Origin of the sequence: Synechococcus sp. BMK-MC-1, assembly GCF_014279955.1 — a bacterium.
Classification (GTDB): domain Bacteria; phylum Cyanobacteriota; class Cyanobacteriia; order PCC-6307; family Cyanobiaceae; genus Synechococcus_C.
On the sequence record NZ_CP047939.1, the window covers coordinates 1,211,154 to 1,237,250 of the forward strand.

27 protein-coding genes and 1 tRNA gene are annotated in these 26,097 nt (G+C 51.0%); 4 read left to right on the top strand and 24 right to left on the bottom strand.

What is annotated here, in order from left to right:
• Positions 1 to 7: 7 nt before the first annotated feature.
• Entirely contained in the window at positions 8 to 1,792 is a 1,785-nt protein-coding gene (gene pyk, locus SynBMKMC1_RS06885) for a pyruvate kinase (RefSeq protein ID WP_011933125.1), read from the bottom strand.
• A 56-nt stretch (positions 1,793 to 1,848) separates the two neighbouring features.
• Between pyk and SynBMKMC1_RS06890 the strand changes: the two genes are divergently transcribed.
• Positions 1,849 to 2,178: a nucleoside triphosphate pyrophosphohydrolase family protein gene (locus SynBMKMC1_RS06890; protein ID WP_011933126.1), complete on the top strand. Its 330-nt coding sequence runs from the start codon at positions 1,849 to 1,851 to the stop codon at positions 2,176 to 2,178.
• A 3-nt stretch (positions 2,179 to 2,181) separates the two neighbouring features.
• Here the strand turns inward: SynBMKMC1_RS06890 and SynBMKMC1_RS06895 are convergent, their stop codons facing one another.
• The 3 genes from SynBMKMC1_RS06895 to ilvA are packed head-to-tail and all read right to left on the bottom strand — an operon-like array spanning position 2,182 to position 4,641.
• Positions 2,182 to 2,484 carry a YggT family protein gene (locus SynBMKMC1_RS06895; protein ID WP_011933127.1) on the bottom strand — a complete coding sequence of 101 codons (303 nt, stop codon included), beginning with the start codon at positions 2,482 to 2,484 and terminating at the stop codon, positions 2,182 to 2,184.
• Between the two features lie 24 nt (positions 2,485 to 2,508).
• The gene (gene scpB, locus SynBMKMC1_RS06900) at positions 2,509 to 3,054 is read right to left on the bottom strand and encodes an SMC-Scp complex subunit ScpB (RefSeq protein WP_186473188.1); all 546 of its coding nucleotides are present in this window, start codon (positions 3,052 to 3,054) and stop codon (positions 2,509 to 2,511) included.
• Positions 3,055 to 3,108: 54 nt separating this feature from the next.
• Entirely contained in the window at positions 3,109 to 4,641 is a 1,533-nt protein-coding gene (ilvA, locus tag SynBMKMC1_RS06905) for a threonine ammonia-lyase, biosynthetic (protein ID WP_186473189.1), read from the bottom strand.
• Positions 4,642 to 4,718: 77 nt separating this feature from the next.
• On the opposite strand from ilvA, the gene dxs reads away from it, so the two are divergent.
• The gene (gene dxs / locus SynBMKMC1_RS06910; protein ID WP_186473190.1) at positions 4,719 to 6,662 is read left to right on the top strand and encodes a 1-deoxy-D-xylulose-5-phosphate synthase; all 1,944 of its coding nucleotides are present in this window, start codon (positions 4,719 to 4,721) and stop codon (positions 6,660 to 6,662) included.
• A gap of 51 nt (positions 6,663 to 6,713) precedes the next feature.
• On the opposite strand, the gene psaK is transcribed toward dxs, so the two are convergent.
• The 3 genes from psaK to SynBMKMC1_RS06925 all read right to left on the bottom strand — a co-directional run bounded on the left by psaK (position 6,714) and on the right by SynBMKMC1_RS06925 (position 7,652).
• Positions 6,714 to 6,971 (bottom strand): photosystem I reaction center subunit PsaK, encoded by a 258-nt coding sequence (gene psaK, locus SynBMKMC1_RS06915; protein ID WP_011933131.1) that lies wholly within the window; start codon positions 6,969 to 6,971, stop codon positions 6,714 to 6,716.
• Positions 6,972 to 7,038: 67 nt separating this feature from the next.
• Positions 7,039 to 7,329 carry a DUF3593 domain-containing protein gene (locus SynBMKMC1_RS06920; RefSeq protein WP_011933132.1) on the bottom strand — a complete coding sequence of 97 codons (291 nt, stop codon included), beginning with the start codon at positions 7,327 to 7,329 and terminating at the stop codon, positions 7,039 to 7,041.
• On the bottom strand, positions 7,329 to 7,652 hold the full coding sequence (locus SynBMKMC1_RS06925) for a DUF2499 domain-containing protein (RefSeq protein ID WP_186473191.1): 324 nt from the start codon (positions 7,650 to 7,652) through the stop codon (positions 7,329 to 7,331). The genes SynBMKMC1_RS06920 and SynBMKMC1_RS06925 overlap by 1 nt, the downstream gene beginning before the upstream one ends.
• A gap of 46 nt (positions 7,653 to 7,698) precedes the next feature.
• Here SynBMKMC1_RS06925 and csaB point away from each other — a divergent pair, with 46 nt between their 5' ends.
• A complete protein-coding gene (gene csaB, locus SynBMKMC1_RS06930; RefSeq protein WP_186473192.1) occupies positions 7,699 to 8,805 on the top strand; it encodes a polysaccharide pyruvyl transferase CsaB in 1,107 nt (368 codons plus the stop codon).
• A gap of 28 nt (positions 8,806 to 8,833) precedes the next feature.
• On the opposite strand, the gene SynBMKMC1_RS06935 is transcribed toward csaB, so the two are convergent.
• The 15 genes from SynBMKMC1_RS06935 to SynBMKMC1_RS07005 form a co-directional block, all read right to left on the bottom strand.
• Positions 8,834 to 9,853: a PstS family phosphate ABC transporter substrate-binding protein gene (locus SynBMKMC1_RS06935; RefSeq protein WP_186473193.1), complete on the bottom strand. Its 1,020-nt coding sequence runs from the start codon at positions 9,851 to 9,853 to the stop codon at positions 8,834 to 8,836.
• Positions 9,854 to 9,913: 60 nt separating this feature from the next.
• Positions 9,914 to 11,068 carry a magnesium/cobalt transporter CorA gene (gene corA, locus SynBMKMC1_RS06940; RefSeq protein ID WP_186473194.1) on the bottom strand — a complete coding sequence of 385 codons (1,155 nt, stop codon included), beginning with the start codon at positions 11,066 to 11,068 and terminating at the stop codon, positions 9,914 to 9,916.
• Positions 11,069 to 11,146: 78 nt separating this feature from the next.
• Positions 11,147 to 13,018 carry an NAD-binding protein gene (locus tag SynBMKMC1_RS06945; protein WP_186473195.1) on the bottom strand — a complete coding sequence of 624 codons (1,872 nt, stop codon included), beginning with the start codon at positions 13,016 to 13,018 and terminating at the stop codon, positions 11,147 to 11,149.
• Positions 13,019 to 13,041: 23 nt separating this feature from the next.
• Positions 13,042 to 14,013 (bottom strand): ABC transporter ATP-binding protein, encoded by a 972-nt coding sequence (locus SynBMKMC1_RS06950; RefSeq protein WP_186473196.1) that lies wholly within the window; start codon positions 14,011 to 14,013, stop codon positions 13,042 to 13,044.
• Positions 14,010 to 14,825, bottom strand: a complete 816-nt coding sequence (locus SynBMKMC1_RS06955) for a carbohydrate ABC transporter permease (protein ID WP_186473197.1) — start codon at positions 14,823 to 14,825, stop codon at positions 14,010 to 14,012. Before SynBMKMC1_RS06955 ends, SynBMKMC1_RS06950 begins: the two co-directional genes overlap by 4 nt.
• Positions 14,822 to 15,694 carry a carbohydrate ABC transporter permease gene (locus SynBMKMC1_RS06960; RefSeq protein WP_186473198.1) on the bottom strand — a complete coding sequence of 291 codons (873 nt, stop codon included), beginning with the start codon at positions 15,692 to 15,694 and terminating at the stop codon, positions 14,822 to 14,824. Before SynBMKMC1_RS06960 ends, SynBMKMC1_RS06955 begins: the two co-directional genes overlap by 4 nt.
• Complete coding sequence (locus SynBMKMC1_RS06965) at positions 15,691 to 16,971, bottom strand: ABC transporter substrate-binding protein (RefSeq protein ID WP_186473199.1); 1,281 nt, start codon at positions 16,969 to 16,971, stop codon at positions 15,691 to 15,693. Before SynBMKMC1_RS06965 ends, SynBMKMC1_RS06960 begins: the two co-directional genes overlap by 4 nt.
• Positions 16,972 to 16,976: 5 nt before the next feature.
• Positions 16,977 to 18,467 (bottom strand): glucosylglycerol-phosphate synthase, encoded by a 1,491-nt coding sequence (gene ggpS / locus SynBMKMC1_RS06970; RefSeq protein WP_186473200.1) that lies wholly within the window; start codon positions 18,465 to 18,467, stop codon positions 16,977 to 16,979.
• A gap of 60 nt (positions 18,468 to 18,527) precedes the next feature.
• On the bottom strand, positions 18,528 to 19,079 hold the full coding sequence (locus SynBMKMC1_RS06975) for a peroxiredoxin (protein ID WP_186473201.1): 552 nt from the start codon (positions 19,077 to 19,079) through the stop codon (positions 18,528 to 18,530).
• A 16-nt stretch (positions 19,080 to 19,095) separates the two neighbouring features.
• Entirely contained in the window at positions 19,096 to 19,332 is a 237-nt protein-coding gene (gene rpmB / locus SynBMKMC1_RS06980) for a 50S ribosomal protein L28 (RefSeq protein ID WP_006041373.1), read from the bottom strand.
• 57 nt (positions 19,333 to 19,389) lie between these two features.
• Positions 19,390 to 21,291 (bottom strand): molecular chaperone HtpG, encoded by a 1,902-nt coding sequence (gene htpG, locus SynBMKMC1_RS06985; RefSeq protein ID WP_186473202.1) that lies wholly within the window; start codon positions 21,289 to 21,291, stop codon positions 19,390 to 19,392.
• Between the two features lie 110 nt (positions 21,292 to 21,401).
• Positions 21,402 to 21,626 carry a ferredoxin family protein gene (locus SynBMKMC1_RS06990; protein ID WP_186473203.1) on the bottom strand — a complete coding sequence of 75 codons (225 nt, stop codon included), beginning with the start codon at positions 21,624 to 21,626 and terminating at the stop codon, positions 21,402 to 21,404.
• Positions 21,627 to 21,650: 24 nt separating this feature from the next.
• A complete protein-coding gene (locus SynBMKMC1_RS06995) occupies positions 21,651 to 22,829 on the bottom strand; it encodes an ATP phosphoribosyltransferase regulatory subunit (RefSeq protein ID WP_186473204.1) in 1,179 nt (392 codons plus the stop codon).
• 21 nt (positions 22,830 to 22,850) lie between these two features.
• Complete coding sequence (locus SynBMKMC1_RS07000; RefSeq protein WP_186473205.1) at positions 22,851 to 23,735, bottom strand: inositol monophosphatase family protein; 885 nt, start codon at positions 23,733 to 23,735, stop codon at positions 22,851 to 22,853.
• The gene (locus SynBMKMC1_RS07005; protein WP_186473206.1) at positions 23,735 to 24,103 is read right to left on the bottom strand and encodes a 2Fe-2S iron-sulfur cluster-binding protein; all 369 of its coding nucleotides are present in this window, start codon (positions 24,101 to 24,103) and stop codon (positions 23,735 to 23,737) included. Before SynBMKMC1_RS07005 ends, SynBMKMC1_RS07000 begins: the two co-directional genes overlap by 1 nt.
• Before the next feature lie 53 nt (positions 24,104 to 24,156).
• Between SynBMKMC1_RS07005 and SynBMKMC1_RS07010 the strand changes: the two genes are divergently transcribed.
• Positions 24,157 to 24,243, top strand: a tRNA-Ser gene (locus SynBMKMC1_RS07010).
• An 86-nt stretch (positions 24,244 to 24,329) separates the two neighbouring features.
• Here SynBMKMC1_RS07010 and pstB read toward each other — a convergent pair.
• Positions 24,330 to 25,145, bottom strand: a complete 816-nt coding sequence (pstB, locus tag SynBMKMC1_RS07015; RefSeq protein WP_186473207.1) for a phosphate ABC transporter ATP-binding protein PstB — start codon at positions 25,143 to 25,145, stop codon at positions 24,330 to 24,332.
• A gap of 38 nt (positions 25,146 to 25,183) precedes the next feature.
• Complete coding sequence (pstA, locus tag SynBMKMC1_RS07020; protein ID WP_186473208.1) at positions 25,184 to 26,095, bottom strand: phosphate ABC transporter permease PstA; 912 nt, start codon at positions 26,093 to 26,095, stop codon at positions 25,184 to 25,186.
• Positions 26,096 to 26,097 lie beyond the last annotated feature (2 nt).

The following is a 26,097-nucleotide window of genomic DNA, read 5'->3' on the forward strand; positions in this document are numbered from 1 at the left end:
GTCGTGCTTAGAGCATCGTGTCGAGTTTCATCAGCGTGTTGCTGCCGGTGCCACGGTGAACTGCGCCTTCCTTGATGTGGAGGGTGACCACCTCACCTTCCCGTAAATCCCTGGTGGCATTGGCGACACCGGTGATCACTGACAAACCGAGCCGACGGGCAATGACTGCTGCATGCGAATCATCGCCACCGCATTCGGTGATGATTGCGGCAGCTTCACGGAAGGCGTCAAGGTAGTCAGCGTTGGTGTCGCTGGCTACAAGGATTTCGCCGGGTTCCAGACGGGCACAGTCGCTGGCGTTGAGGGCGATGCGCACCTTTCCACTGATCGAACCGTTGCCGATTCCAGTTCCCCGTCCCAGCACAGCGCTCACAATGCCCACTTTGATCAGATCGGTGGAGCCGCTCACCCCTGCGAGGGTTCCTGCCGTCTGAACGCAGAGATCACCATCTTTGAGAACGCCCATCTCCTGGGCGACTCCCATCGCAAGGGTGAAGGTGGCTGTTGTGCTCTTCTGCGTTTCAATCAGCAAGGGGGTGACTCCCCACACCAGCTGCAGTTTGCGTGCCACCGAAACTTCTGAAGTGATCGCCAGAATCGGCGTGGAGGGCCTGAACTTGCTCACGTTGTGGGCTGTGGCACCACTCTTGGTGAGGGGAAGAATGGCTGCTGCGTTGAGTTGTCGAGCAATACTGCTCACCGCTCCACTGATGGCGTTGGGGATGGTGCTGGGCAGGTGGGTGTCAATGGGTCGCTGGGGGTAGTCCCGTTCAATACGCCGCGCAATCGTGGCCATGGTTTCGACCGCTTCAACGGGGAAATCTCCAACGGCGGTTTCATTGGAAAGCATGACCGCGTCGGTTCCATCCAGGATTGCGTTGGCCACGTCACTCACCTCTGCTCGGGTGGGTCTGGGGCTTGAAGCCATTGAGTCGAGCATCTGGGTTGCCGTGATGATCGGGATGCCCAGGCTGTTGGCTTTGTGAATGAGATCCTTCTGCAGCAGGGGAACCTCTTCAGCAGGCATTTCAACGCCGAGATCTCCGCGGGCCACCATGACCCCGTCGCAGAGCGGCAAGATCGCGTCGATCTGGTCGATCGCTTCAAATTTCTCGATCTTCGCCACCACAGGAGTGGTGAAGCCATGTTTGCGAATGAGTTCCCGGATCTCCTGCATGTCCGAGGGATTGCGCACGAAACTGAGGGCGACCCAGTCGACACCCTGCTGAAGTCCGAAGGCGAGATCCTGGCGGTCTTTCTGGGTTAGTGCACGCACAGAAAGTTGCACATCAGGGAAATTCACCCCTTTGTTATTGGAGAGAACACCGCCAACGGTGACGACGCAATGGAGGGTCTGATCCGCCAGATCAACCCTGTCCACACGCATTTCGACGCGGCCATCGTCGAGAAGGATGCGACTGCCTGCGGTGACCTCATCAGCAAGCTTGTCGTAGGTGACCGTGGCAACCGTTTGGTTGCAGCGCACCTGTTTTGAGGTGAGCGAGAAGTGATCACCTTTGCCAACGGTGATCGGACCTTCCTCAAAACGGCCGAGCCTGATCTTGGGTCCCTGAAGGTCCTGGAGGATGCCGATATGAACGCCCAGCTCATGCGCCACCTGGCGGATTGTGGCCATCCGAGCGGCATGCTCGCTGTGATCCCCGTGGGAAAAATTCAAACGGAAGGTGGTGGCACCGGCCTGAATCAGCTCACGGATTCGCTCAGGACTCTCGGTGGCTGGGCCGATCGTTGCAACGATCTTGGTTCTACGGTTCAGATCGAGCACCGCCATGTTTGCCGCCATCAACCTGCGGAATCTACCGTCAAGCCCGTTGGCGCCTCTCCACCGTGCAGCTCAATGATTACCAGCGGGACTCCAGAACAACGGCCCGCTACCCCGATCTTGGAAGCAATCTGATTTATCCAACGCTGGGACTTGCCGGAGAAGCTGGAGAGGTGGCTGAGAAGGTGAAGAAACTGATCCGGGATCGGAACGGGGTGGTTGATGAACGCTTCAAGCAAGACCTCGCTCTCGAACTGGGCGACGTTCTCTGGTACGTCGCCCAGCTCTCCGCTGAACTGGGACTGACCCTCGACGACGTGGGCAGGATGAACCTCGAAAAGCTCAAGAGCCGTTCGACACGAGGCACGTTGCACGGCGAAGGCGACCATCGCTGAAGGTCAGCCGAAGCTGCCAAAACCACCTGCGAAGGAAAAGCTCGCGGAGATCAGCAGGCGCTGCATGAGGCTGAGAGCGAAGAACGCAAGAATCGCTGAGAGGTCGAGCCCACCGAGTGGGGGAATCAGGCCTCGAAACGCGTTGAGGTAAGGATCAGTGATGGAACTCACGGTGCTCAGCACCGGGTTGCTCCAATCGATGTTGGGGAACCAGCTCAGCAGCACGCGCACAATCAAAACGAGCGAATAGATCTGCAGGGTCTGCGCCAGCACTTGGAGCGTGGTGGAGACCAACTCGAAAGCCATGGAAGCGGGATGACTGAACGAACTCTATGCAGCCTGGGGCGGTTCGGTGCCACCGATTTCAGGGAGCACAGAAAAGGTTCGATGAAACTTTTCTGTCAACGTGATCCAGTACGAGCGACCATCACTCTGGCGCTTGCGTTCAATGAAATTTTGGCTGATCAGTTCTTTGATGTGGTCGTAGGCCCCAGAGCCGCGCAAATCCACCAGATCCGACTGCAGGATGCGCTTTTTCAAGGCGATCGTGGCCAACGTTCTCAGGGCCGCTGTTGAGAGATCGACGGGAAGGAGATCCCTCACCAGATCTCCCAACCCTGGTCGGAGCTGGAGACCGTAACGGCCGTTGGCGTGGTTGATTTCCAGGGCCGTGTCTCGCTGGGCGTACCCGGCAATCAACACCAATAAACCCTGTTCCGCTGCGGACGCTGAGACGCCAGAGAGTGCGGCCAGCTCCTCGAGCGAGAGGGGACGACCCTTTAAGTAGAGAATCGCCTCCAAACGCGCTGGTAGGGATAGGGCCGGATCCAGGGGATGCTCACGAGTCCTCACCGCGGCCAACGTGTCGTCACTCAAATCCCCACCTCTCAACCCGACAGTTCAAGGTAACGTCCCCACCCCAAAGGGCCATCAGGCCCCCAGAAAGAGGCGATAAGCCGGATTCGACGTTTCCTCCCAGCTCGCATAGCCAAGTTCTCTGAGCACCACCTGCCAGTCCTGGAGCTCATCGGGTTTCACCAGGACCCCCACCACAATGCGACCCACGTCCGCCCCATGGTTTCGATAGTGAAAAATGCTGATGGACCAGTCCGCATGCAAGGCGCTGACAAAGCGCATGAGCGCTCCGGGACGTTCCGGGAACTCGAAGCGATAGAGCAATTCCTGGGGTTGCTGGCTGGCTGAATCAACGCGCATGGGCAGCCGCCCTCCCACCATGTGGCGAAGGTGAACTTTCGCCAGTTCGTCATCACTGAGATCGAGGCACTGATAGCCATGACTGCGCAGGTAAGCGAGCAGATCAGAGCGGTCCTGGAGGTCAGCCACCTGGATGCCCATAAAGATCTGGGCGGTCTCGCCGGCAGCCATGCGGTAGCTGAATTCAGTGAGGCTCCGTTTGTGAAGTAGTTCGCAGAGTCGTCTCAGGCTCCCCGGTTGTTCGGGAATCTCCACAGCCAGCATGGCTTCCCGCTCCTCGCCCAATTCAGCCCGTTCGGCAACGAAACGCAACCGGTCAAAATTCATGTTGGCTCCGCAAGCGACAGCCACCAGGTGCTGGTCTTTCAGGCCGCGTCGAGCCACATCCGCTTTCAAACCTGCCACCGCCAAAGCCCCAGCCGGCTCGAGAATCGAGCGGGTGTCTTCGAAGACATCCTTGATCGCTGCACAGATCTCGTCGGTGCTGACCATGACGATGGAATCCACGTAACGCTTCACGAGGCGGAAGGTGTGCTCACCGACCTCGCGCACGGCCACACCATCAGCAAACAATCCGACTTGCGGAAGTCGAATGCGTTCACCGGCCTCCAGCGAGAGGGTCATGGCGGCAGCGTCGTGAGGTTCAACGCCAATGATTTGCACATCGGGCCACAGGCTTTTCACGTAGGCCGCAATGCCCCCGATCAGGCCACCTCCACCAATCGCGATGTAGATGGCATCGGGCGGACGGGGACTCTGACGCAGAATTTCCATGCCCACGGTTCCCTGACCGGCGATGACATCCGGGTCATCGAACGGGTGGATGAAGCAGAGATGTTCGTTCTCGCTGCGACGGCAGGCTTCGGCATAGGCCTCGTCGTAGGTCTCTCCGTGGAGAACCACTTCACCACCGAGTTGCTTCACGGCCTCAACCTTCACGCTTGGTGTGGTGACCGGCATCACAATCACGGCCCGGCAGTGGAGATGGGACGCACTGAGTGCGACACCCTGCGCATGGTTCCCCGCACTGGAGGCGATCACACCCCGGCTCAGCTCCTCCTGGGACAGCTGGGCCATCCGGTTGTACGCCCCGCGAAGCTTGAACGAAAAAACGGGTTGCAGATCCTCCCGTTTGAGACGGACGGTGTTGGCGAGACGGCGACTGAGATTGCTCGCTACATCAAGGGGGGTTTCACGGGCGACGTCGTAGACCCGCGCACGAAGAATTCTTTGGAGATAGTCGTCCATGGTTCCAGTGTGACAACCGAGCGGCTGTCGCGGCCGGTAAGGAGGGCCCGTAGATTGCCTGAATCAGAAGCGGGCCCATGCACCTGAGCGACCTAGCCCATCCCAATGAGCTGCATGGACTCTCCGTGGCAGAGCTCCAAGACGTTGCCAAACAGATCCGAGAACGCCATCTCGAGGTTGTGTCCAACAGCGGAGGACACCTCGGACCAGGCCTCGGCGTTGTCGAGTTGACCCTGGCGCTTTATCAAACCCTGGATCTCGACAAGGATCGTGTGGTTTGGGATGTGGGCCATCAGGCCTATCCCCATAAATTGATCACAGGCCGTTATGCAGATTTCGACTCACTCCGCCAACAGGGGGGTGTAGCGGGATATCTCAAGCGCTGTGAGAGTGAGTTCGACCATTTCGGTGCAGGCCACGCCAGCACATCCATTTCCGCTGCACTCGGGATGGCGATGGCCCGTGACCGCCAAGGTTTGGACTACAAGTGCGTCGCTGTGATCGGTGATGGCGCGTTGACCGGTGGAATGGCCCTCGAGGCCATTAACCATGCCGGTCACATGCCCAACACCCCACTTCTGGTGGTGCTGAATGACAACGACATGTCGATATCTCCCCCTGTCGGGGCGTTGTCAAGCCATCTCAACCGGATGCGCCTCAGTCCGCCGATGCAGTTCCTCTCTGGAAGTGTTGAAGAAAGCATGCGCCATCTCCCTTTCATGGGCGGCGATTTGCCTCCAGAACTCAATCGGCTGAAGGAAAGCATGCGCCGACTCGCGGTGCCGAAGGTTGGTGCTGTGTTCGAAGAACTTGGTTTCACCTACATGGGGCCCATTGATGGCCATGACATGGGGGAAATGATCCGTACTTTCCAAGCAGCGCATCGCATCGGCGGACCTGCTCTCGTTCACGTGATCACCAAGAAAGGGAAGGGCTATCCCTACGCGGAAGCTGATCAGGTTGGTTACCACGCCCAGTCAGCTTTTGATCTGGGAACCGGCAAGGCCAGACCCAGCAAAACTCCCAAACCACCGAGTTACAGCAAAGTGTTTGGGCAAACACTGGTGAAAATCTGCGAGCAGAACTCCAAAGTGGTTGGCATCACTGCAGCGATGGCAACGGGCACTGGCCTGGACCTGCTCCAAAAAGCGCTCCCCGATCAATACGTCGACGTGGGAATTGCTGAACAGCACGCGGTCACCCTGGCCGCTGGCATGGCTTGCGATGGCTTGCGGCCGGTCGTGGCGATCTACAGCACCTTTCTGCAGAGAGCGTTTGATCAGATGATCCACGATGTGGGCATTCAGAATCTGCCTGTCACGTTCGTGCTTGATCGTGCAGGAATCGTCGGTGCCGACGGCCCCACACATCAAGGTCAGTACGACATCAGCTATCTGCGGGCGATTCCGAATTTCACCGTGATGGCCCCGAAAGATGAGGCCGAATTGCAACGAATGCTGGTCAGCAGCCTCCAGCATTCCGGACCCTGTGCCATCAGAATTCCTCGGGGACCCGGTGAGGGTGTTCCGCTGATGGAGGAGGGCTGGGAACCCCTGCCGATCGGTCGTGGCGAAGTGCTTCGTGACGGTGACGATCTCCTGATCGTGGCCTATGGGGCCATGAATTCAAAAGCGCTTGCGACCGCAGACCTGCTCGCGTCCTGTGGTGTCCAGAGCACGGTTGTGAATGCCAGATTCCTCAGACCACTGGATGATGAGTTGTTGCATCCGCTCGCGCGTCGAATCGGCAAGGTTGTCACCATTGAGGAAGGGACCTTGGCGGGAGGGTTCGGGTCTGCGCTGACTGAGTCGCTGCTGGACGCAGACATCAAGCCTTCAATTTTGCGATTGGGTATCCCAGACGTTCTTGTGGATCACGCAACGCCCCAACAAAGCTTCGAGAAATTGGGACTGACCCCTGCTCAGATGGCAGAGACAATTCAGGGCTTCCTTCAGCGTTCCAAGCTCACAACGGCCACTTCAGTGGTGCAGCAGCCGAGTGTGAGTGTGTTGGAGAGCTGAGGTGAGCTCAGGAGGGTCGATCCCCTGTCCTGGGCTCACCCTTTAGCTGCATCAAAAGACGCCGCGGGTTGAGAGTCCGAGAATGGCGCCCATGCCGAGCAGGTGACCGAAACTGGTGCAACCGAGCATGGCGCCGTGACTCATGCCACCGAAGAAGGATGCGCTGGGCATTTTTGCGCCTTCATTGGGGTACTTGATCGTGGCCTTGCCGATTGCAATGGCGATCACATTGCAGATGATCATCACCAGGGCAACCTTGGGCGTCCAAGACACGGATGCGGGGGTGATGGCCAGAAGGGACAGGAACATGCTGGTTGGAGGCGACGCTTTATCTTCAGCGTTCAAGGTGACTTCGCTCGTGTCTCGTAAGAGATATTCATCGCCCTGGTTCGTCGATGCGGAGGAGACCAGCAACGATCAGCGCGTTGCTGAGTGTGAGGAAAGCTTCAGCACCGCCATGCAGTGGGTCGATGGCAACAAGTTCGGCATCGAAACGTACTTGAGCCACTACTGCAGCAACGATGGTGACGCCAACGAACAGGAGTGTGAGTTGAAAGCCCAATCGCGTGAGTCGGTTGAACCAACCGTTGGTGCCGAGCTTGAACAAGAAGAAGAGATAGGGGAACAGCGAAAGCGCAAAAAGGGGGGCCGGGTCAATGCTGCCCATCAGTGCTCCTCCACCGAGGATTCTGTGGAAACCGATGGTGTTCCCCGCCAGCTTGCTGCTACGAAGGCAAGACAACCATTCCCGATCAAGGTTGTGAAGGCTTGAAGTGTGACCAACCAGCGCAACGATTCCGCATTGTCGTAGAGGTGCCAGGTGCAGGCTGCCATTGCACTGATCAAGGCTGGGACCATGGCAAGGCTGAAGAGGCTCACACCGGCGAAGCGGAGACCCGGAGCACGGCGTTGAATCAGAACGATGGCTGCGAGCCACTCCACAACAGAAGCCCAGTGGATCCACCAGGTTCCCAGCGACAATTCATGCATGACAGGTGACCTCGTGACACCACCGTAACGGCGCTGCCATTCGATAATGGCTTACAGCGCATCGATCACTGTGGCGAACTCCAGCAAAAGCGCTCGTTCCAGGATCCTGATTTGTGGATACTACGGAGAACACAACCTGGGAGATGACGCTTTACTCTCTGTTCTCTTGAATCAGCTGCAAGGTCGATGGACCCCAGTGATCACCGCCAGAGACCGGCGCGCTGTGCACTCAATGGCGCCAAGTGTTGAGACTGTTGACAGGCGATCCTTGATCGCGGTGCTGAAAGAGGTGAGACACGTTGATGCAGTGATTCTTGGTGGTGGAAGCCTGCTGCAAGATTCAACAAGTACGCGGAGTTTGATTTATTACGTCCTGCTCATCTGGCGAGCCAAGATTCTTCAGAAACCTGTTTTTTTATGGGCTCAAGGTTTAGGGCCTTTGAAACGACGAACCAGCAGGCTTCTCGTTGAACGAACGCTGAAAACGGTCACTTCAGCGTCTTGGAGAGATCCGGGTTCATTGCAACAAGCCGAGAACTGGTCGCTGGATATTCCAATGGCGATCGGTCCAGATCCCGTTTGGTCTCACACCGCACCGGATTGGAAATCTGGACATTCGTTGATTTTGTGTTGGAGACCAACACCACTGTTAAGCAACAAGGGCTGGGAGAAGCTGGTCAATGCCTTGTCTCAATTCAGTGAGAAGCACGATTTCAATGTTGTTTGGCTTGCTTTTCATGGTCAGCAAGATGCCGAATTGTTCACGCATCTTTGTGAAGACGCACTCGTTCCCGAAGAACTTGAGAGGCGATCAACTGTTGTTTGCGCAAATTCAATTGCTCAAGTTCAGAAGCTCTTCAGTGAATCAACGATGGTGATTGCAATGAGGCTTCATGCCCTTATTTTAGCCGCTGTTGGTGGTGTGCCAACGAGTGCACTAAGTTATGACCCAAAAGTGAGTGCTGCAGCTGAGCTCGCAGGACTCACTTGCTGCGAGCTCAGTGATCAGCTTTCAGAACAATTACTAATTGATCGATGGACTGGAGCAATGAAGAGTCCTTTACAGAAGCAAGCGATCGACTCTTTGGCGCTTGATGCAACAATACACAGCAAGAATCTCAACCAACAACTTCAATCGTTGCTTGCTGATTGAATCTTAATTCAATGAGAGGCAAAGAAACTCAACGAAATTGGGGTTTTTTGTGAACATCAAAACTCATTTGCAAGATCTGTCCAATCGTCATGCCAACGGGAATATTGCCGCCAAATGATGAGCCGAGAATGTGACGGTAAAGCTTGGAATCAACAAGACGATAGGTTGCACTCTGCAAAGGGATATAATTTGACTGCTTAACAAGCTGTTCAACGTTACGCAGGTAAAACGTGATGAAGTTTCTGAGAGAGGTCTTTTTGCGTAGAGAAAGGTCGTTGATATAGAGGAAGAGAGGTCTAGAAAGTGGCTGATAGATTTCCTTTTGTACTGCAGAAACGGAGGGAAGGATGGCATTTCCCTTTGGGTTGACGATACGAATTGCTTTTAAGAGCGAACGATTGTTTTGATAATAGGAAAAACCAAAATAACCAAGCGCATTCGCATTCTTAGCAACACAATTTACGATGATGTCATCGTCTTCGCTAGACTTATAGTCTGTCCTTGAATTGGTTTTGGATTGATTGATGGCTTTATTGAAAATATCAAATGTACCCGAATCCTTACCTGGACCGCACAACTTGATGGGTTGTTCGGGAAAATCAAGATTGACTTGATTCCAAGTCGACACTTTTCCCTGGGACGACTTTGACCATAAGCGAGAGAGTTCTGATGGCGTTAGGGTATTAAGCCAACTGTTGGACTGATTGGCAACAACAGTGATGGCGTCAAAGGCTATGGGTAACTCAATAAAGTTGACCCCATTTTGTTTGCATTGCTTGATTTCCTGTGCACTGATCGGTCGCGAGGCATTCGTCAACGGGATTTTGTTGCTACAAAACTCCCTGAATCCTGCAGACGATCCAGTCGAACGGAGTGATATCTTGACGTTCTGACCCTGCCCCGTTTCGTTGAATTTTTTGATCGCCAGTGAAGTAACGGGATAAACCGTACTGGAACCCGCAATTGAAAGACTCGCTGCTGATGCAGTTGAGATAAAGGGTGCAATCAACGCGAGTGAAGCCAGGAAAAAAGAACGACTTAATCCCATTGCGCAAATATCAACAAGTCCATTTTGAACAGAAAAAAACGTGTTTGGGTTAACAAAGCATTAGGAACCGAATTTACGGCTTCGCCCGGAAAGATCCTGGAACCATCCGCGCTTCCATAGAAAATAGGCCTGAAATATAGCGATTAGAATCATCAATATTAAAGAATATAAGTAACCAAACTTCAACTTTAATTCGGGCATATTTTCGAAGTTCATCCCATAAATGCCGGCGATAAACGTTAACGGTGCGAAGATAGTACTCACAATGGTAAGCGTTTTAATGATTTGGTTCATCACATTTCCAGTGCTGGCCATATACGCATCATTGATACTATTCAGTTGTGTACGTATGCTATCGCCTATTTCAAGCAATGTATTCACATGTTCAGCCATATCATGGAGACCTTCGCGAGCAACTGGACCAAGCAGCCGCTGACCTTGCCTGAGGAGGATGATGAGCTCATTGCGTAGAGGCCAAAGCTGTCGGCGGGCAACTCGGTGATTAAATCTCACTTGATAAGCTCGGTTGAGAATTGAAGGAGAAGGTTTCAATAAAGCAAGCTCCTCCAAATCATCGAGAAAAACACTCATCGATTCAAGCATTGGCAAATGGCTATCTAAAATATCGTCGACAACAAAATGAAATAGGTTATCCAAGTCGATCGCTTTGACATTATTGGATTTAGCATTCAACCAAGCTTCAAGGTCACCAAATGAACGTTGCGGATTCTCCTGAATTGTAATAAGCATGCGATTGGTAAGTGCTAAATTATATTGTGAACTGATTAAGTGGGTTGGATCAGTAGCAAGAGAAAACTCATGCAGTACTGCCAATACACTATTGTTCGTGGAATGAATCCGTGACTTCTGAGGAAAAGTTAGGAGAATTTCAATTACGCATGGCTCCAATGACAGTAATGACAGGTATTGACGTAACTGATCTATATTGCCGAGGCCACGGAACTGCAACCACATCAACGATGGGGAATTTAAAATAGATTGCAATTCATAACATGTTTGCACATGAGAAGTGCGCACTTCTTTCGCATCAAACTGAAGAATTTTGCAAGACAATGGTGCTCGACCACCATGCAAAAACAAGTGTGCCGGTAAATCGCCTGGACGATCGTGTAAGGGTAATGGCTCGAGAATGCTGTCGGGGGCTAGGCGATCACCAGATTTAAATAGAGACTGATCGCTTGATGAATCGGACATATTGAAAGATCATCAATTCCATTATGAGTGATTTTTCTAATTGCGATCAAGAGTGCGGATTCGTTTAAGAATGACAATCTACTGCATACGGGATACTTCAGCACGAATTGCATATTTTTTTAGCGATTCTTGCAATTGCATGGCAATTGAATAGTCAATGCAATCAATCGTATGCTTAGCACCATCCATTAAAGAAAGAAACTCACCTGGTGCTTTGCTAAGTAAACGAGCAAAGCATTGTTGAATCTCATAGGTATGAAATAATTGATTATGTATAGAGAATGAAATCGCCCAATTTGGGGGCATTAACTCATGACCGTCAATTCTTTGTATTCCCTCAAGGTCAGCAACAATGAACAGATCATCCCCAGGTTCAATGATTGTGAACCGTGATGGGAATATCTTCAAACTGGTGCGTGGTGATGAACGTCGGCCGATGACCGTGATTCCATAGCCTTCTTCGAGACGTGATATGGATAAACCGTTAAGCGTATCGGTTTGCTCAATTGAATATTTAACAATCAATAAATTTCGTCCATGAAAACGAATGACTTGTTCAACGGATTCGCCAAAGGCAGTGGCGATAATCGCGTCAGCTGCAATATCAGTGGTTGAAATAAGAGATATACCACCTAATAACTGACTCATCGAATCAGAGGAGGACAAATGCTTTGTAACGATCGAGAGATTTAACTTGGGATCAATTTTCTGGAGTTCTAAGGCCCAACGTAAATTACTGATTAAATCTTTGCAGAGCAAAGCTGCACCAGTTAGTTTACCTTTTTTTGCCAACTTCATTGCCTTCGCCATTGATAAACCTGTTTCTGACTGAGTATCAACACGGAGAACTCCGAGGCCCTGCGAACGTAATAATCTAGAGACAAGTTGATTGAGTTCCATTCCATCGACTAAGAGCATGGATTCAACACCTCGTTTGATGCGTTCATGCCTCCGCAATCCCAAACGTCGACTCAATATTTGGTCTAATATTAGGGCTACGAATAATGATGTTAAAACCGTACCAATAATGGCGTAGACAAGTGTTATGAATAAGACAAATAAGGGGAATTGCATGACTGATTGCTTGCTTTCGTCAATCAAGACATTGACTGGATCAACAAATTCACCTTTTAAGAGTGCAACGGTCACGAAAACGCCTGTTTGCAGATTGATTTTGTCGAAACTGAATGTCAGTGTTCCCAATACAAGTAAGAAAATCAATAAGAGTACAAGATAGTCATAGATTTGCAAGTTTCGCAGACGGTTGCTGATGTTACTCTTTAGTTCTTCTAGTTTGTAAAGCAAGCGATTAATAATTGACTGTAATTCAATTTTATGATGAGACCGTTTGAATCGATAGTTGCGCAAGAATGACTCTGATAGGATAAATTGCTTATGCTTAGGTATTAATTCTTGCTGAAGTCGTAATTCTCGTTGATGAATTGAGGAGTAATCAAATAGATCTGGATCTGCTTTGGTGAACCGATAGCCATGGCCTTCCATCTGAAAACAGAGATCGTCGTCCGCATTTATAAGTGATTGTGTTGTTGCATTGGCTGTCAGCAATAATGGATCAACAATCACTAACTTAGGAATTCTGCTTTCAATTAATGAGTTGATATCGCCTTGCTGCTTAGACGACCGCACGACAATAACAGCGTTAGGATTTAATACACGAGCTTGCAAGGCTGCTTCAAGATTATTTGTTGAATTGGAACTCAGGAAAAGGATGCTTCGCGCACTGCCAACATCTGCCTGAGAAAGTATGGATGGTTCTCTCATATCACCCAGAACCATCGAATGGCACATCTTAGTTTTAAGAAATTTTGATAGCCACTTGGGTTCATTTTCATTGATGCACTTAATGCTGATGTTTGTCGGCATCAAGCGCTCAATACATGTCTGCGCTAATGTTCCAACCCCACAGATTAGCACCAACGAGCGATTCATAAAACTCAGAATCTTCTAGAAATTTAGCTTGTACGCAATCCTGTCTTTGCATCGAACCTAAAAACTTTTGATTGTTGCCATGTCACAAAGAGACGTTCTGGACACTGAAATGACGGCTCCACGACCATCCTTAGGCCGCCTTCGGCGGATTCAAGATAAAGAAGTTGCGTGTTGCCGAGCCATTCCCGTGAGACAAGCCGACAAGGGAGCCCTGATTCACTGAATTTCAGGTCTTCGGGACGTATGGCTTGGATCTGATGATCACGAGGCTTCAAACAATTAATTTGAGGTCGACCTAAAAATTGGGCGACAAACAGTGAGTTCGGATTGTTATAGAGATGTATGGGTGTATCCAACTGGAGGATCTCTCCGTTGTTGATAATTGCAATTTTATTTGCCATTGCCAGTGCCTCATTTTGATCATGTGTGACATACACAGTTGGCTTTCCTTGATCGAAGATTAGGCGTCGTAATTCAGGTCGAATTTGCTCACGTAATTGTGCATCTAAATTACTCATTGGTTCATCAAGCAAATACACCATTGCATCTCTAAGTAGTGCACGGGCAAGTGCAACCCTCTGTCTTTGACCACCAGACAGAGCTGAGGGCCGGTGATTTGCACGATCTGTCAACTGGACAAGATCAAGAATGTGTCGAATTCTTCGCGATTTTTCCTCGATGCGCACACCACGAATTCGCAATCCGAGCTCGAGATTTTCGTAAACAGTTAAATGAGGAAGCAGAGCATAACTCTGAAAAACCATACCCACGGCCCGTTCTGAGGGAGGTAGGTGTGTGACATCACGATTGCCAAACTTGATAGTGCCCTGCTGGCAACGATCTAAGCCCGCAATCAAACGAAGCGTAGAGCTTTTCCCACAGCCACTGGGACCCACCAGAACAAGGCACTCATCCTGTTTAACAGAAAAACTCAAATCATGAACAATCCATTTTGCATTGATTTTCCGTCCAACAGATTGAAGTTCGAGGGTCATCCTTTTACTGCTCCACTGGTGAGTCCTGAAACAATCGGCTTTTGAAAGACGATCACTAAAAGTATGAGTGGGATGGCGCCAAGTACCGTTGCGGCAGCGTAGGCACCGTAGGGGACCGAATGAATTGATGAACCAGCAATACGCGCCATTGCAACTGGAAGGGTTAGCTTCGATGTTTCACTGATCCATGTTAGAGCAATCGGATATTCATTCCATGAAAACAAGAAAACGAGGATTCCTGTGCTAGCAATTGCTGGAGCTAGTAACGGGATATAGATCCAGCGAAAACGATTGATCAACGTCAGTCCTTCAACACGCGCTGCATCATCCAGTTCCGGCGAGATGGATGTGAATGCGCTGCCTAATAATAATATCGCAAGCGGTTGTGACAAGGCTGTGTACGGCAAAGCCAGAGCAAAAAGATTATTTCCTAAGGAGAGAGCTCTTGCAATTTCGAGTAATGCGAGAAATAGCAATACATACGGAAAGAGTGCACAACCAACAAGTATTATGCGGATGATATTTGAATTTGTTGTTGATAATTTGCTGAGTGAATATGCAGCTGGAAGTGCGATAATCAGCGTGAGCAGTGTGGCAAGGATGCCAACAAACAAGCTGTTAACCAGATACAGAAAAAATGGAGGATTGGCTGAGATAACACTGCGATAGTGTTCCAGCGTCCAACGGTTCGCCATTGTCTCGAATGGAGTGACTAAGGCTTGATCCGTTGAAAATGACGTATAAAGTTGCCAAAGGAGCGGTGCCAATGACCATGCAAGAAGGAGAACAATCGAAGCTGATTTAAGTTTCATTCTGTCACTGCCATTGATCCGCGTTGATTCAAAAGAATCATTAACCACCAGCCAAAAGCCACGATTGTGCTCAACAGAACAAAGCTGGCAATCATGATGGTAGCGCTATATCCAAAATCGAGGAATCGCAGAGCATTCCAATAGGCATAGAGCGCAAGACTTTCAGTGCTGCTGGCTGGTCCTCCTCCTGTCATCACTTGTACGAGGTCAAACACACCAAAAGCCTGTGCCAGCCTGAATGTCATCGCGAGCCCCAGATAGGGTTTCAATAATGGCAATGTAATCTTGCGAAAGCAAGTGAACGATGAAGCTCCTTCGAGAGTACAAGCTTCATAAAGATCGTTTGGAATGCTTTGTAGTCCTGCAAGCAAAATCAGAGCAACGAATGGCGTTGTTTTCCAAACATCGGCGTACACTAATGCAATCCATGCAAAGGATGGATTCCCCAGTATGTTCAGCGAAATTCCTGATAAAGATGTGAATTGATCGATAGGTCCGTATGGCGTATTAAAGATCCATCGCCAACCAAGTGCCATCACAGTTGTTGGTAATGCCCATGGGATTAATGATGCCGAGCGAATCAGGCCCCTTTTTCTCATTGGTTGATGAAGAAGTAGTGCAATCGCTAGGCCCAGGAGAAGCTCGAGGCCAACGGACGCAAATGCAAAGCGGAGTGTTTGTATGAGGTCTTGCCAATAGCGTTGATCATGCATGAGTCGCAACCAATTGGCTCCATCATTTGCGATTGGCTGGAGCCCTGTTAACACTGAATCCGCATGAAAACTCAGCCATGCGTATCGGAGTAAGGGCAGTCCAAAGACACTTGCTAATAAAAGAAATGCAGGAATCAGTAGATAGACAACAGTCATTTCATCAGTCCTCCTGCCGCAAGCATGATTTGTTCTGAGGTACTTGTTGCATTCCTCATTGATATTTTTGCATTCAATTCCTGTGTAAGAGATTCACTAAGGTTGCGCTGAAGGACGTCACTAAGTTGGGCATAGACTGGCGTCTCAGGCCGCATTCTGCCAACCTCAAGAGCCTTATAGAGATCAATAATATAGGGATATTTTTCGAGCATTATTGGATCTTCGTAGATAGATTTAAGCGTTGGTGTATATCCATACTCTTCGAACATTTTCAGTTGCGACTCCTTCGACGTTAAAAATTTGAAAGCCTCGATCACTGCTTCTTTGTGTTTAGATCCTTTGAGCAAACTAAAACCCCAACTCCCGACTGTTGATGCGGGTGAAGCTCCTGGAGCTGCGACCATCGTCGATATTCCAACCTTTCCTCGTACGCGACTGTCTTCTTTTTGAAGTTCGGCCCATGCATAGGGCCAGTTGCGCATGAATGCAGTATCACCGGACTTGAAGCTCTGCAAGGTTTCAGATTCAGCATAGTTGGTTACTGCTTCTGGGCTGATGCCCTCTTGAATCAAATCAGTAAGCCATTGTGCTGCTTTCACCCCTGGTTTTTGATCTAAACCAAAAGTGCCACGATCTGGATTAAACCAATTACCGCCATAACCATCAATCATTTCGAGATAGACACAACTTAATCCTTCATATTGGCGTCCCTGCCATACGTATCCCCAGGGTACTTTTTTGCTGTTTTGAAGATTGCGACTCACAGCCACCAATTCATCAGGTGTTGATGGTGGTTTGTCCATGAGATCTGTTCGCCAGAACAACAGGCCAATATCAGCGACCAAAGGCCATCGGTATAAAACACCTTGATAGTTATTCCCTAGCTGGGCACCATTGGTTAAATCGTCGATGTCTGATTCGTCAAATCCGTTGTCTAGTGCTTCAAGCCACCCTGCACGCGCATACTTCGGTAGCCACGTGATATCCATCAACAGGGCGTCAAAGGGGGTGTCTCCTAACAACAAGCTACTGATTGCCAGATCGGATATTGCTTCTGTTTCAAGGGGACCACGAATGACATCGAGGTGAATTGACTTCTCATACTTTTGATTAAAATCCTTCACCAGATCTCTTGTCGAGTCAGCAAAAGGAGCAGGCATCAAAATTGTGACCGGTTCAATTTCCTGAGCTATCAATGTTGGAATCAAGACAAGGGAAAGAACGAGTGACAACCCGATTGTCAGCCCGATCGATAGTTTCTTGCGCCAACGAAACATCACCTTCAATCCACGGTTTCTAGTGACTGCAATTGTTCATCAGCCCAGTCTGTAACCGTAAACTCGTCAACCGCATCAACCATTTTTTTCATTCTGGAGACTTGTTCTTCTTGCGGTAAAGCCAAGGCAGTTTCAATTGCATCATCCATTTGTTTATGTGAGTATGGATTTGTTAAAAGAGCTCCATCAAGCACAACTGAAGCCCCTGTAAATTCTGACAGAACAAGAACCCCGTCTCTGCCTTTACGTGCAGCCACATATTCCTTGGCCACGAGATTGAGACCATCCCTTAAGGGTGTAATCCAGCAAATATCAGACTTTGAAAACCACGCAATCATTTCCTCATAGGGGATACGATTGGTTGAAAAGCGAATTGGCACCCAATCAATCAAACTGAAACGTCCATTGATTCGCCCTGCCGTTTCTTCAATCAGTCGTTGAGTTTCTTCATAGATTTTCATCCCTGAAGCAGCTGCAACGCAAGCCAACATCAACACCACCTTTCCATGCAGATCCGGCCGCCTCTCCAGTAATCGCTCGAATGCGAGTAGAAGTTCTTCATTCCCCTTTGTGTAGTCGACGCGGCTTGCTGAGAGAATGAGCTTCCGCCCCTTTTTTGTGTCTTCATCAATTTTCTTGCTTAACTCAGCAACATCGTTGCGTACGGCGAGGGTCTGGATCACGTCTGGTGAGGTACCGACAGGTGAAGAGACGAGTTTAACTTTACGATTCTTGTATTTAAGCCATGGTGTTTCAGTTGGTTCAGTTAAAGCAGAACCAAATTTTAGGAATTTCGTTGCAACACTCTCTTTCGGCCCCTTTTCAACGCCAAGCAGACAGCTTGCAGCACGGGCAAAATTTTCTGTGTAGCGCGGTATGTGGAATCCAACCACATCGCAAGCTAGTAAACTCTCGATGATTTGTTTTCTCCACGGCAGTATGGCAAAGACGTCATTGCCTGGAAATGGCGTGTGATGAAAAAATGCTATTTTTAAATCAGGACGTTTCTCACGGATAAAACCTGAAACGAGCCATAAGTTGTAGTCATGAATCCAAACTGTGGCACCTTCTGCTGCTTCAGCGCAGGCAGCATTAGCAAATCGTTGATTAACCTCTTCAAATATTTGCCAATTTGCATTGTTTACATCAAAATACGTTGGAAATGTATGAAGAATTGGCCAAAATGATTCTTTTGATGTTACGTGGTAAAAACTTGAAATTTGTTCTTGCTCAAGCGGGATCCTTCTCAACGAAAAAGTTGCGGGATTGTTCATTACAATCCTTTCGTCGTGTTCGTTTTTTACATCATCAACTCGACGCCATGCAATCCATGTGCCATTCTCTCTACTGCGAAATAAGTTTCTTAGCGTTGGTATGATGCCGTTAGGGCTTTTTTGGTCTCTCCAAATTCGATTTCCGAGTTCGTCCGTTGACTCATCAAATGGAGTTCGATGATAGAGAATAATAAAGTCACTTTTGCCTTCATCTATCAGCATTTCTCGAAAAACAGTTAACCCACTTCTACCATTATGCAAAATCGGTGATTTGTCAATCGTTTATGAGGTTTGTAATCCCTTCAGTGTCTCCAAAACCTCCTGGGCGTGGCCCACGGGCCTCACACCTGTCCATCGCGCTTGAACGACTCCAGAAGGATCAATCAAAAAGGTGTGGCGTAGTGAATATGGCGCCATCCAGGAGCCGTAGCTGCGACTGACGACACCATCATGGTCGGAAAGAAGGGTGAAGCCGAGGTCTTCGCTGTTGCAGAACGATTCGTGGTCATCCACAGAATCAGCGCTGATGGCTGTGATTTCACAGTTCAGCTTTTGAAACTCAGTCAGAGTATCTTGAAAGCCATGGGCTTCGATTGTGCACCCTGAAGTGAAATCTCTGGGATAGAAGTAGAGAACCAGCCACCGTCCACTCCAATCAGAGAGCGTCCAACGATTTTTTTCTGGATCGTTGAGGTTGGTTCCCGCAAGCTCAAAATCTGGAGCTGATGCACCTATTTCCGGTGCGACACCACCAAGCGCCCAGGTTTTGCCCGGACGCAATGTGATCGCAGCGGCTGCCACTACACCTGTTTGCAGCAGTTGGCGCCGGTTCATCAACACAGTGATTGGATCAAAGACGGGCCAAATCAATTCCCAGGGACTTGGCGTAAGCACCGAGACCCTTTTTCTGAATCGTTTTCAAAGCGCGGGTTGTGATCCGCAGGTTGACCCAACGCTTGCCTTCAGCCCACCACAGGCGGCGCTGTTGCAGGTTGGCCTGTTGCAGCTTCTTGGTACGAATGTGGGAATGGCTGACAGCCATGCCGTTATTGGCTTTCGTACCCGTGAGCTGACACACCCTCGACATGATCCCGATCCCTTGAAAACGTGGCACTTGCCAAGGGACAATCTTAGCAAAGGGGCCTCAACCCCTCTGTTGCAGCAGCCTGGACATCAAGCTTGTGGCCTTGGACTGAAATTCTCCGATCTCTTCGGGTTCAAGCCCACCCACTGCTAAGCGCGCCAGATCGTAGAGATGGTGCGCAAGGTCGACCGCCAGTTGATGGCTGGGCGACGTTGCCCCATCCGCGATCACAACAGAACCCGATTCGAGCTTCAGCAGCTCTTCAACCAGTGGATGCTGTTGATTCACCAGCAGCACATGGTGGTCTGGGAGGCCAGGCAGTCTCTGTTCCATCAGCGCACCAATATCGTTCATTCTGCGCATCTGTTCAGGCAGCAAGATCAAAGCTGCAGGCGCATCCGCCCCTCCCTTCAACGCTTGGACTTGCACGGTGACTTTGTCGTTGCTGAGCGACTCCTTCACCAGTGTCCTAAGGGACTCGCCTTTGGTTTCACCTTCACGGTCGCTTAATTCCGGCTGGTCGTCTTGAAGACTTCGATCCAGCTCAGAATCAACGCGCTGGAATGTGAGCTCATTTTCTTGCGATTCCAGCCAGGGAATGAATTGACTATCGAGGACTGTTTCGGCAAAGATTACTTCCGCGCCCTGACTTTTCCACAGTGAAAGTGCCGCTGCTTGAGCGATTTCATCCGTACAGTACAAAACGCGATTTTGATTTTCACTGGCTTGGCGATTTTTGTAATTGGTGATTGTTGTATACGATTTAGCGTTGGCAGATAATACGTCTGGATTGTCGTCTGTGGATGCTGTCGTTTGGAATAAAATCAAGTCCGATACTTGCTCTGCAAATTTTTCGTCTTCCATCGCACCGATCTTCACGAAAGGTGCCAATGAATCCCAGGCTTCTGCGTATTGATCGGGACTTTCATCTTTCAGAACACGGAGTTTGTCAGCAACCTTCTTTGAGACAAACTGCCCGATCGATCGAACCCGACGATCGGTCTGCAGAGCACTTCGGCTTACGTTGAGTGGAATGTCAGGAGAGTCGAGGACGCCCCGCAGTGGCAAGAGATACCGAGGAACAACTTCCTTGATCGAGTCGCTGACAAACACCTGGTTGCAGTACAGCTTGATTTCTCCTTTTTCCCAGTCAGCTCGACCTGTTTGTTTGGGGAAAAACAGAATCCCTTGAAGGCTGTATGGGTAATCAGTGTTCAGATGGACCCAAAGGAGTGGGTCACCTTGAAACGGATAGAGATAACGGTAGAGGTCAATGTAGTCCTGATCGTCGAGCTCCCTTGCGCTGCGTCGCCAGGGGGCGTTCATCTTGTTGATTGTTTCTCCCTCTAGTTGAACAGGTACTGCCATAAAGTCGCAGTAGGTGTTGATCAGCGTCTTGATTCGAGTTGGTTCCAGGTATTCGAGTTCGTCCTCAAGCAGGTGGAGAATGATATCTGTTCCCGCTTCAGTTCGTTGTCCCTCTGATAACGAGTAATTGGGAGATCCATCACAACTCCAATGCACTGCAGAGCTGTCTGGCCGGGCAGAAAACGTGGATATTTCAACGCGTTCGGCCACCATAAAGCTGGAGTAAAAGCCCAAACCAAAATGACCGATTATTGCTTCGCTATTTTGCTTGTATTTTTCCAGGAAATCTTCTGCACTGGAAAATGCAACTTGATTGATGTATCGCTTCACTTCGTCGGCTGTCATGCCGATGCCGTTATCGCTGATTGTGAGCGTTTTTTTCTCTCGATCAATCCTGACCTGAATTTTACCGTCTTCTCCTTCCAGGCAATCGCCAGCCATCGAAGCCATGCGTCTTTTGCTGATGGCATCCACGCCATTGCTCACCAGCTCTCTTAAGAAAACCTCGTGGCCTGAATAGACAGCCTTTTTAATAATTGGAAAGATGTTTTCAGTATGAATCTGAATTTGACCGTTCTCTTCTTGCACAGCCATTGCAACCGTAAAATTTTATTTTACGTGCACACTCCTTCCCTCCCAATATCCCCGTGGGTGGGGGTTTCCGAACCCTCTCCTGTGATCGCGCATCGTGTTGATGCCGTTTGCTACTTGATTTTTTGAAGATCGCTTCGTTCTTCAGCTAAAATGGCTCCATCAACTGGACAAACTTGTAAACAGATACCGCAGTCAATGCAAGTGTCAAAGTCAATCCAATAAAAATCAGTCCCTTTTTTGTTTTTGCCTTTTCCTGGTTGAATGCACGCCACCGGGCAGGCGTCAACGCAATCTGCAACTCCTTCGCAGACATCAGTGACGATGGTATGTGCCATGGATTTTTAAGGGCGAATCCGATCTTAGTCGTCGACCCATTCCAATGAGTTGCAACCTGCTTCCCTCAAGCGTTCTTCCGCCTCGGCTTTGGTTTCACAGGGATGATGGTCAACCTGACAGCTCAGTCCTCTGCGGTGAAGACTGGCCTGTGCCTGCAGCGCCTGCTCCATGGACGAGTTTTGGGAGTAACACAGGAGAAATCGATCGGTTCGGCTCGTCGTCATCGCGAAGGCTCCTGGCAGATCCCTGAGGTCGTCCACACAAAAGCTGAATCCAAGGCCAGTGGCATCCTTGCCCCTGGCTCCCAGGCGCTGCACAACTGTGTCGTACCGGCCACCACGAGCCACAACCACAGGCGACGACGTCCCTCGACACACGAGTTGGAACACGATGCCGTCATACAAGGCATACATCGGTTGAAACGTTGGATCGAGCTGCAGGCTGATACCTGTCGTTTCGGCCAGTGGGCTGAGATGGTTGATCAGCCTTGTGAGTTGCTGGAGTACGGGTGCGTCTGGGAATGCGCCTTTGAGCTGGCTGATCACAGCGTCCGGAGCCCCCCGACGATCCAGCCACTGCTGCAGGTGAGCATGTTGGGGTTGGGTGTTGATCAGTTCGCGTAGTGCGAGACGATCCAGTTGGGTCAGGCAGTTCCTGTAGGCCGGATGGTCTTGCTCGTCAACGTTCTTCAGAAGCAATTGCATCAAGCCTGTGTGGCCGATCAGCAGTTGCGGCGGCTCACTTAGCGGGAGTGCCAGGGCTTTGAACGATGCCATCAACAGTGACAGCAGTTCCAGCTCTGCTTCTACCCCACGGGCTCCGAACAGCTCCACCCCGCAATGCAGTTTTTCCTCAATGCAGAGTCCGCCCTCGTCAGCCTGACGCCCCTCAAACACGGTGCCATGGCTCCAGAGTCTCAACGGCCGTCGACGATCCTGGAATCGTGTGCAGGCCGCCCGAGCAATGGATGCTGTCATCTCAGGGCGCAAGCCCAAGGGTTCGTCCGCGACGAGTCGAACAATGTCGCGACTGTCGATGGCCCCCCCTGCTTTGAGCGTGTCCATGCGCTCAATCCTTGGGGGAGCGACTTCTTCATAGCCCCAGAGCCTGTAGACCGCTGCCAGTGCTTCCCTTAATTCATGGTTGCGTTGAACCTGCTGAGGGTTCAGATCCCTCACACCGGAGGCAGGCTGAAGGGCCATCACGATGAATCGTCGATCAGATCAGGATCCCACGTCTTGATGCACTCCATAGCCCTCACCTGGCATGGGTGACACCTTGGCGAGCTCCTGTTTCAGCGGATGGTGGAGCGCCGTGCCTGTAGCCAAGATTCGTCCGGAATGGAGCTGGAAGCTTTCTCCGCGGTAATCGTTCACCACGCCGCCAGCCAGTTGCACCAGTGCGGCACCAGCGGCCAAGTCCCAGGGCGCCAAACCCCTCTCCCAGTAGCCATCCAGGCGACCCGCGGCCACAAAGGCCAGGTCGACGGCAGCGGCACCACCGCGGCGCACTCCCCTTGTGCGGTGCGTCATCCATGCAAATTCGGCATAGTTGTTGTCCAGCACTTCACGGCGGTCATAGGCAAACCCCGTCACCAGAAGACTCTCTTCAAGGCTTGAGCAGTCGGAGACGCTGATTTTCTGGTCGTTCAGAAACGATCCCTCTCCGGGGCAACACCAGTACATCTCATTGAGAAACGGGACGGAGATGGCTCCCAGTACTGGCTGATCACGCCAGACCAGGCCGATTGACGTGGCAAAGAGTGGGTAGCTGTGGGCAAAGTTGGTGGTTCCATCGAGTGGGTCGACGCACCAGCAGAGATCCGCCACATGGTCGCTGGCGCCAGACTCCTCCGCGAGAACAGCAATCTCAGGGGTTAAACGGGACAGTAGTCCCAGCACTTCAGCCTCAGCTGCGTGATCCGCTGCTGTAACCAGGTCACCTGACCTGCCCTTTTCTTGAATTGAGTTCAGCTTGCCAAAGTGCTTCATCAACGTGTCGCCGCCTCGCTTGGCTGCCTGGAGCGCAACGGCAGACAGTGATTTGAGCCGTTCAGCAGATAATCCAGCTTCTGCGGCCACGGCGTAGCAATCAAGACCTCTTGGCATTACTCCTCATCCAATGGCAGACCACGGGTCACAACCCCCTTGCCGAAGTTTCGGCCGAACTGAAGCTCGTAGACCTCATCCTCATCCTGGGTTTCCGCCTCCAATGGACTTATGGCGCGTGCCACACAAAGAAGGCCATACCCTTTGGCCCGCAGCTCCCGGGACAAGCCCATCGCTTCACGTTGGTCGAGCTCACCGTCTAACACCCTGACCGCACAGGACGTACAGCACCCATTTCGACAGGAAAACGGCAGGGGATCTCCCTGGCGTTCAAAGCTCTGCAGGATGTACTCGCCTTCCTGCACGTCATGACTGATCACCCGTCCCTCTTGACGCCAGTGGATGGTGATGCGGTGACTCGGTATCAATGCGACTCCTCAGGGACTGCCCTGCTACATTCTCACTTGCCCCATCAGCCGCTGGAGAGGTGGCCGAGTGGTCGAAGGCGCAGCACTGGAAATGCTGTATAGGGGCAACTCTATCGAGGGTTCGAATCCCTCCCTCTCCGCTTCCACACCGGCCCTAAGGCCGGTTTTTTTTGCCAATGGTGGGAACTGAGGCAGTCCCCACGGGTTCATGCCGCAAGACGACGGCTCAACCGAATCGGCCGGACACGTAGTCCTGAGTGGCCTGTTGGGTGGGTGCGTTGAAGATTTTTTCAGTCTCGTTGAATTCAACGAGATAACCGACCTTGCCGGAGCCTCCCTCGACCGCTTCAGCGTTGTAAAAGGCGGTCATGTCACTCACCCGCACAGCCTGTTGCATGTTGTGGGTGACGATCACGATGGTGAAGCTCTTCTTGAGCTCATGCATGGTTTCTTCGATCTTCAGTGTTGAGATCGGGTCCAGAGCTGAACAGGGCTCATCCATCAGGATGACTTCGGGCTGGATGGCAATGGTTCGTGCGATGCAGAGCCGCTGCTGCTGGCCTCCAGAGAGGGAATATCCACTCTCATTGAGTTTGTCCTTGCATTCGTCCCAAACGGCCGCCTGTCGCAAGGAGCGTTCAACCAGCTCATCCATATCCCCTGTAAAGCCATTGATACGGGCGCCGAAGGCGATGTTTTCGTAGATCGACTTCGGGAATGGGTTGGGTTGCTGGAACACCATGCCAATTCGTCGCCTGACCTCAACAGGATCGACTGATGGGTCGTAGAGATCGGCACCATCAAAGAGGACGCGTCCCCGCAATGAGCAACCTTCGATGAGATCGTTCATGCGGTTGAGAGCTCGCAAAACTGTTGACTTACCACAACCTGATGGTCCGATGAAGGCTGTGACTTTTCCGCGAGGGATGTCGCAGTAAACGTTTTTGACGGCCTCATAGCTGCCGTAGCTGATGGTGGCGTTTTGGATCGAGATGCAGGTGTTTTCGGAAACAGGCTGAGGAGTCAATGTGGAATCAGACATGGTTAGGGAGAAAAGACAGGTCGGCGGACTTGAGTGAATTATTTAGACGCGAACTGGCCCAGCCAGCGCGCGAAAAGGTTCAGGCCAAGGATGAACAGAACCAGTACAAAGGAGGCAGCCCATGCAAGCTCGTTCTGCGCCTTGTAAGGCATGATTGCGAAGTTGTAAATCAGAACAGACAAGGTCGCGATGGGATTGAAGACTCCATCGATCCCTTCCGACCAAAAGGGTGAAAAGAGTGCTGTAAAAATCAGTGGAGCGGTTTCACCAGCCGCTCTTGCAATCGACAACACCACGCCGGTGGCGATTGGAGTAAATGCTGTAGGAAGCGTGATTCTTACGACCGTGACGAATTTGGAGGCGCCAACGCCGAGAGCGCCGCGACGAAGATCGTCTGAAACAAGCTTTAGGCCTTCATCTGTGGTTTTAATCACAGTTGGAAGCATGAGGATTGACAATGCCATGCCTCCAGCAGCCGCGCTGTAGGCATTGCCAAACAAAATCCTGCTGGTGACGATTGTTCCATAGATGAACACACCGGCAATGATTGAAGGAACGCCAGACAAAACATTGGTTCCAAATCGGATAAATTGCGCGAATTTTCCACCTCGTGAGTATTCGGCAAGAAAGATTCCGCCGCCAACACCCACAGGAATGGCGATGACAGCTGCAATCAAGGTGACAACGATGCTGCCGATAATGGCATTGGCGATGCCACCGCCTTCCAAGCCTGGTGGTGGCGGCAATTCAGTTAACAACGTGAGGCTGATTTTTTGCCCGCCTTTGATCAGGACATAAATCAACACTGCAATCAGAGGAAGCACAGCAATGGCGGCGAATAAGCCGGCAATCACCGTGAACAGTCGCGAAATCAGGTTTCTACGTAATCCCTGCTTGTAGGCAAGGTCGGGAACGCCATTGGCGAGGCGATGGGAAGAGGAGAAGGTCATGA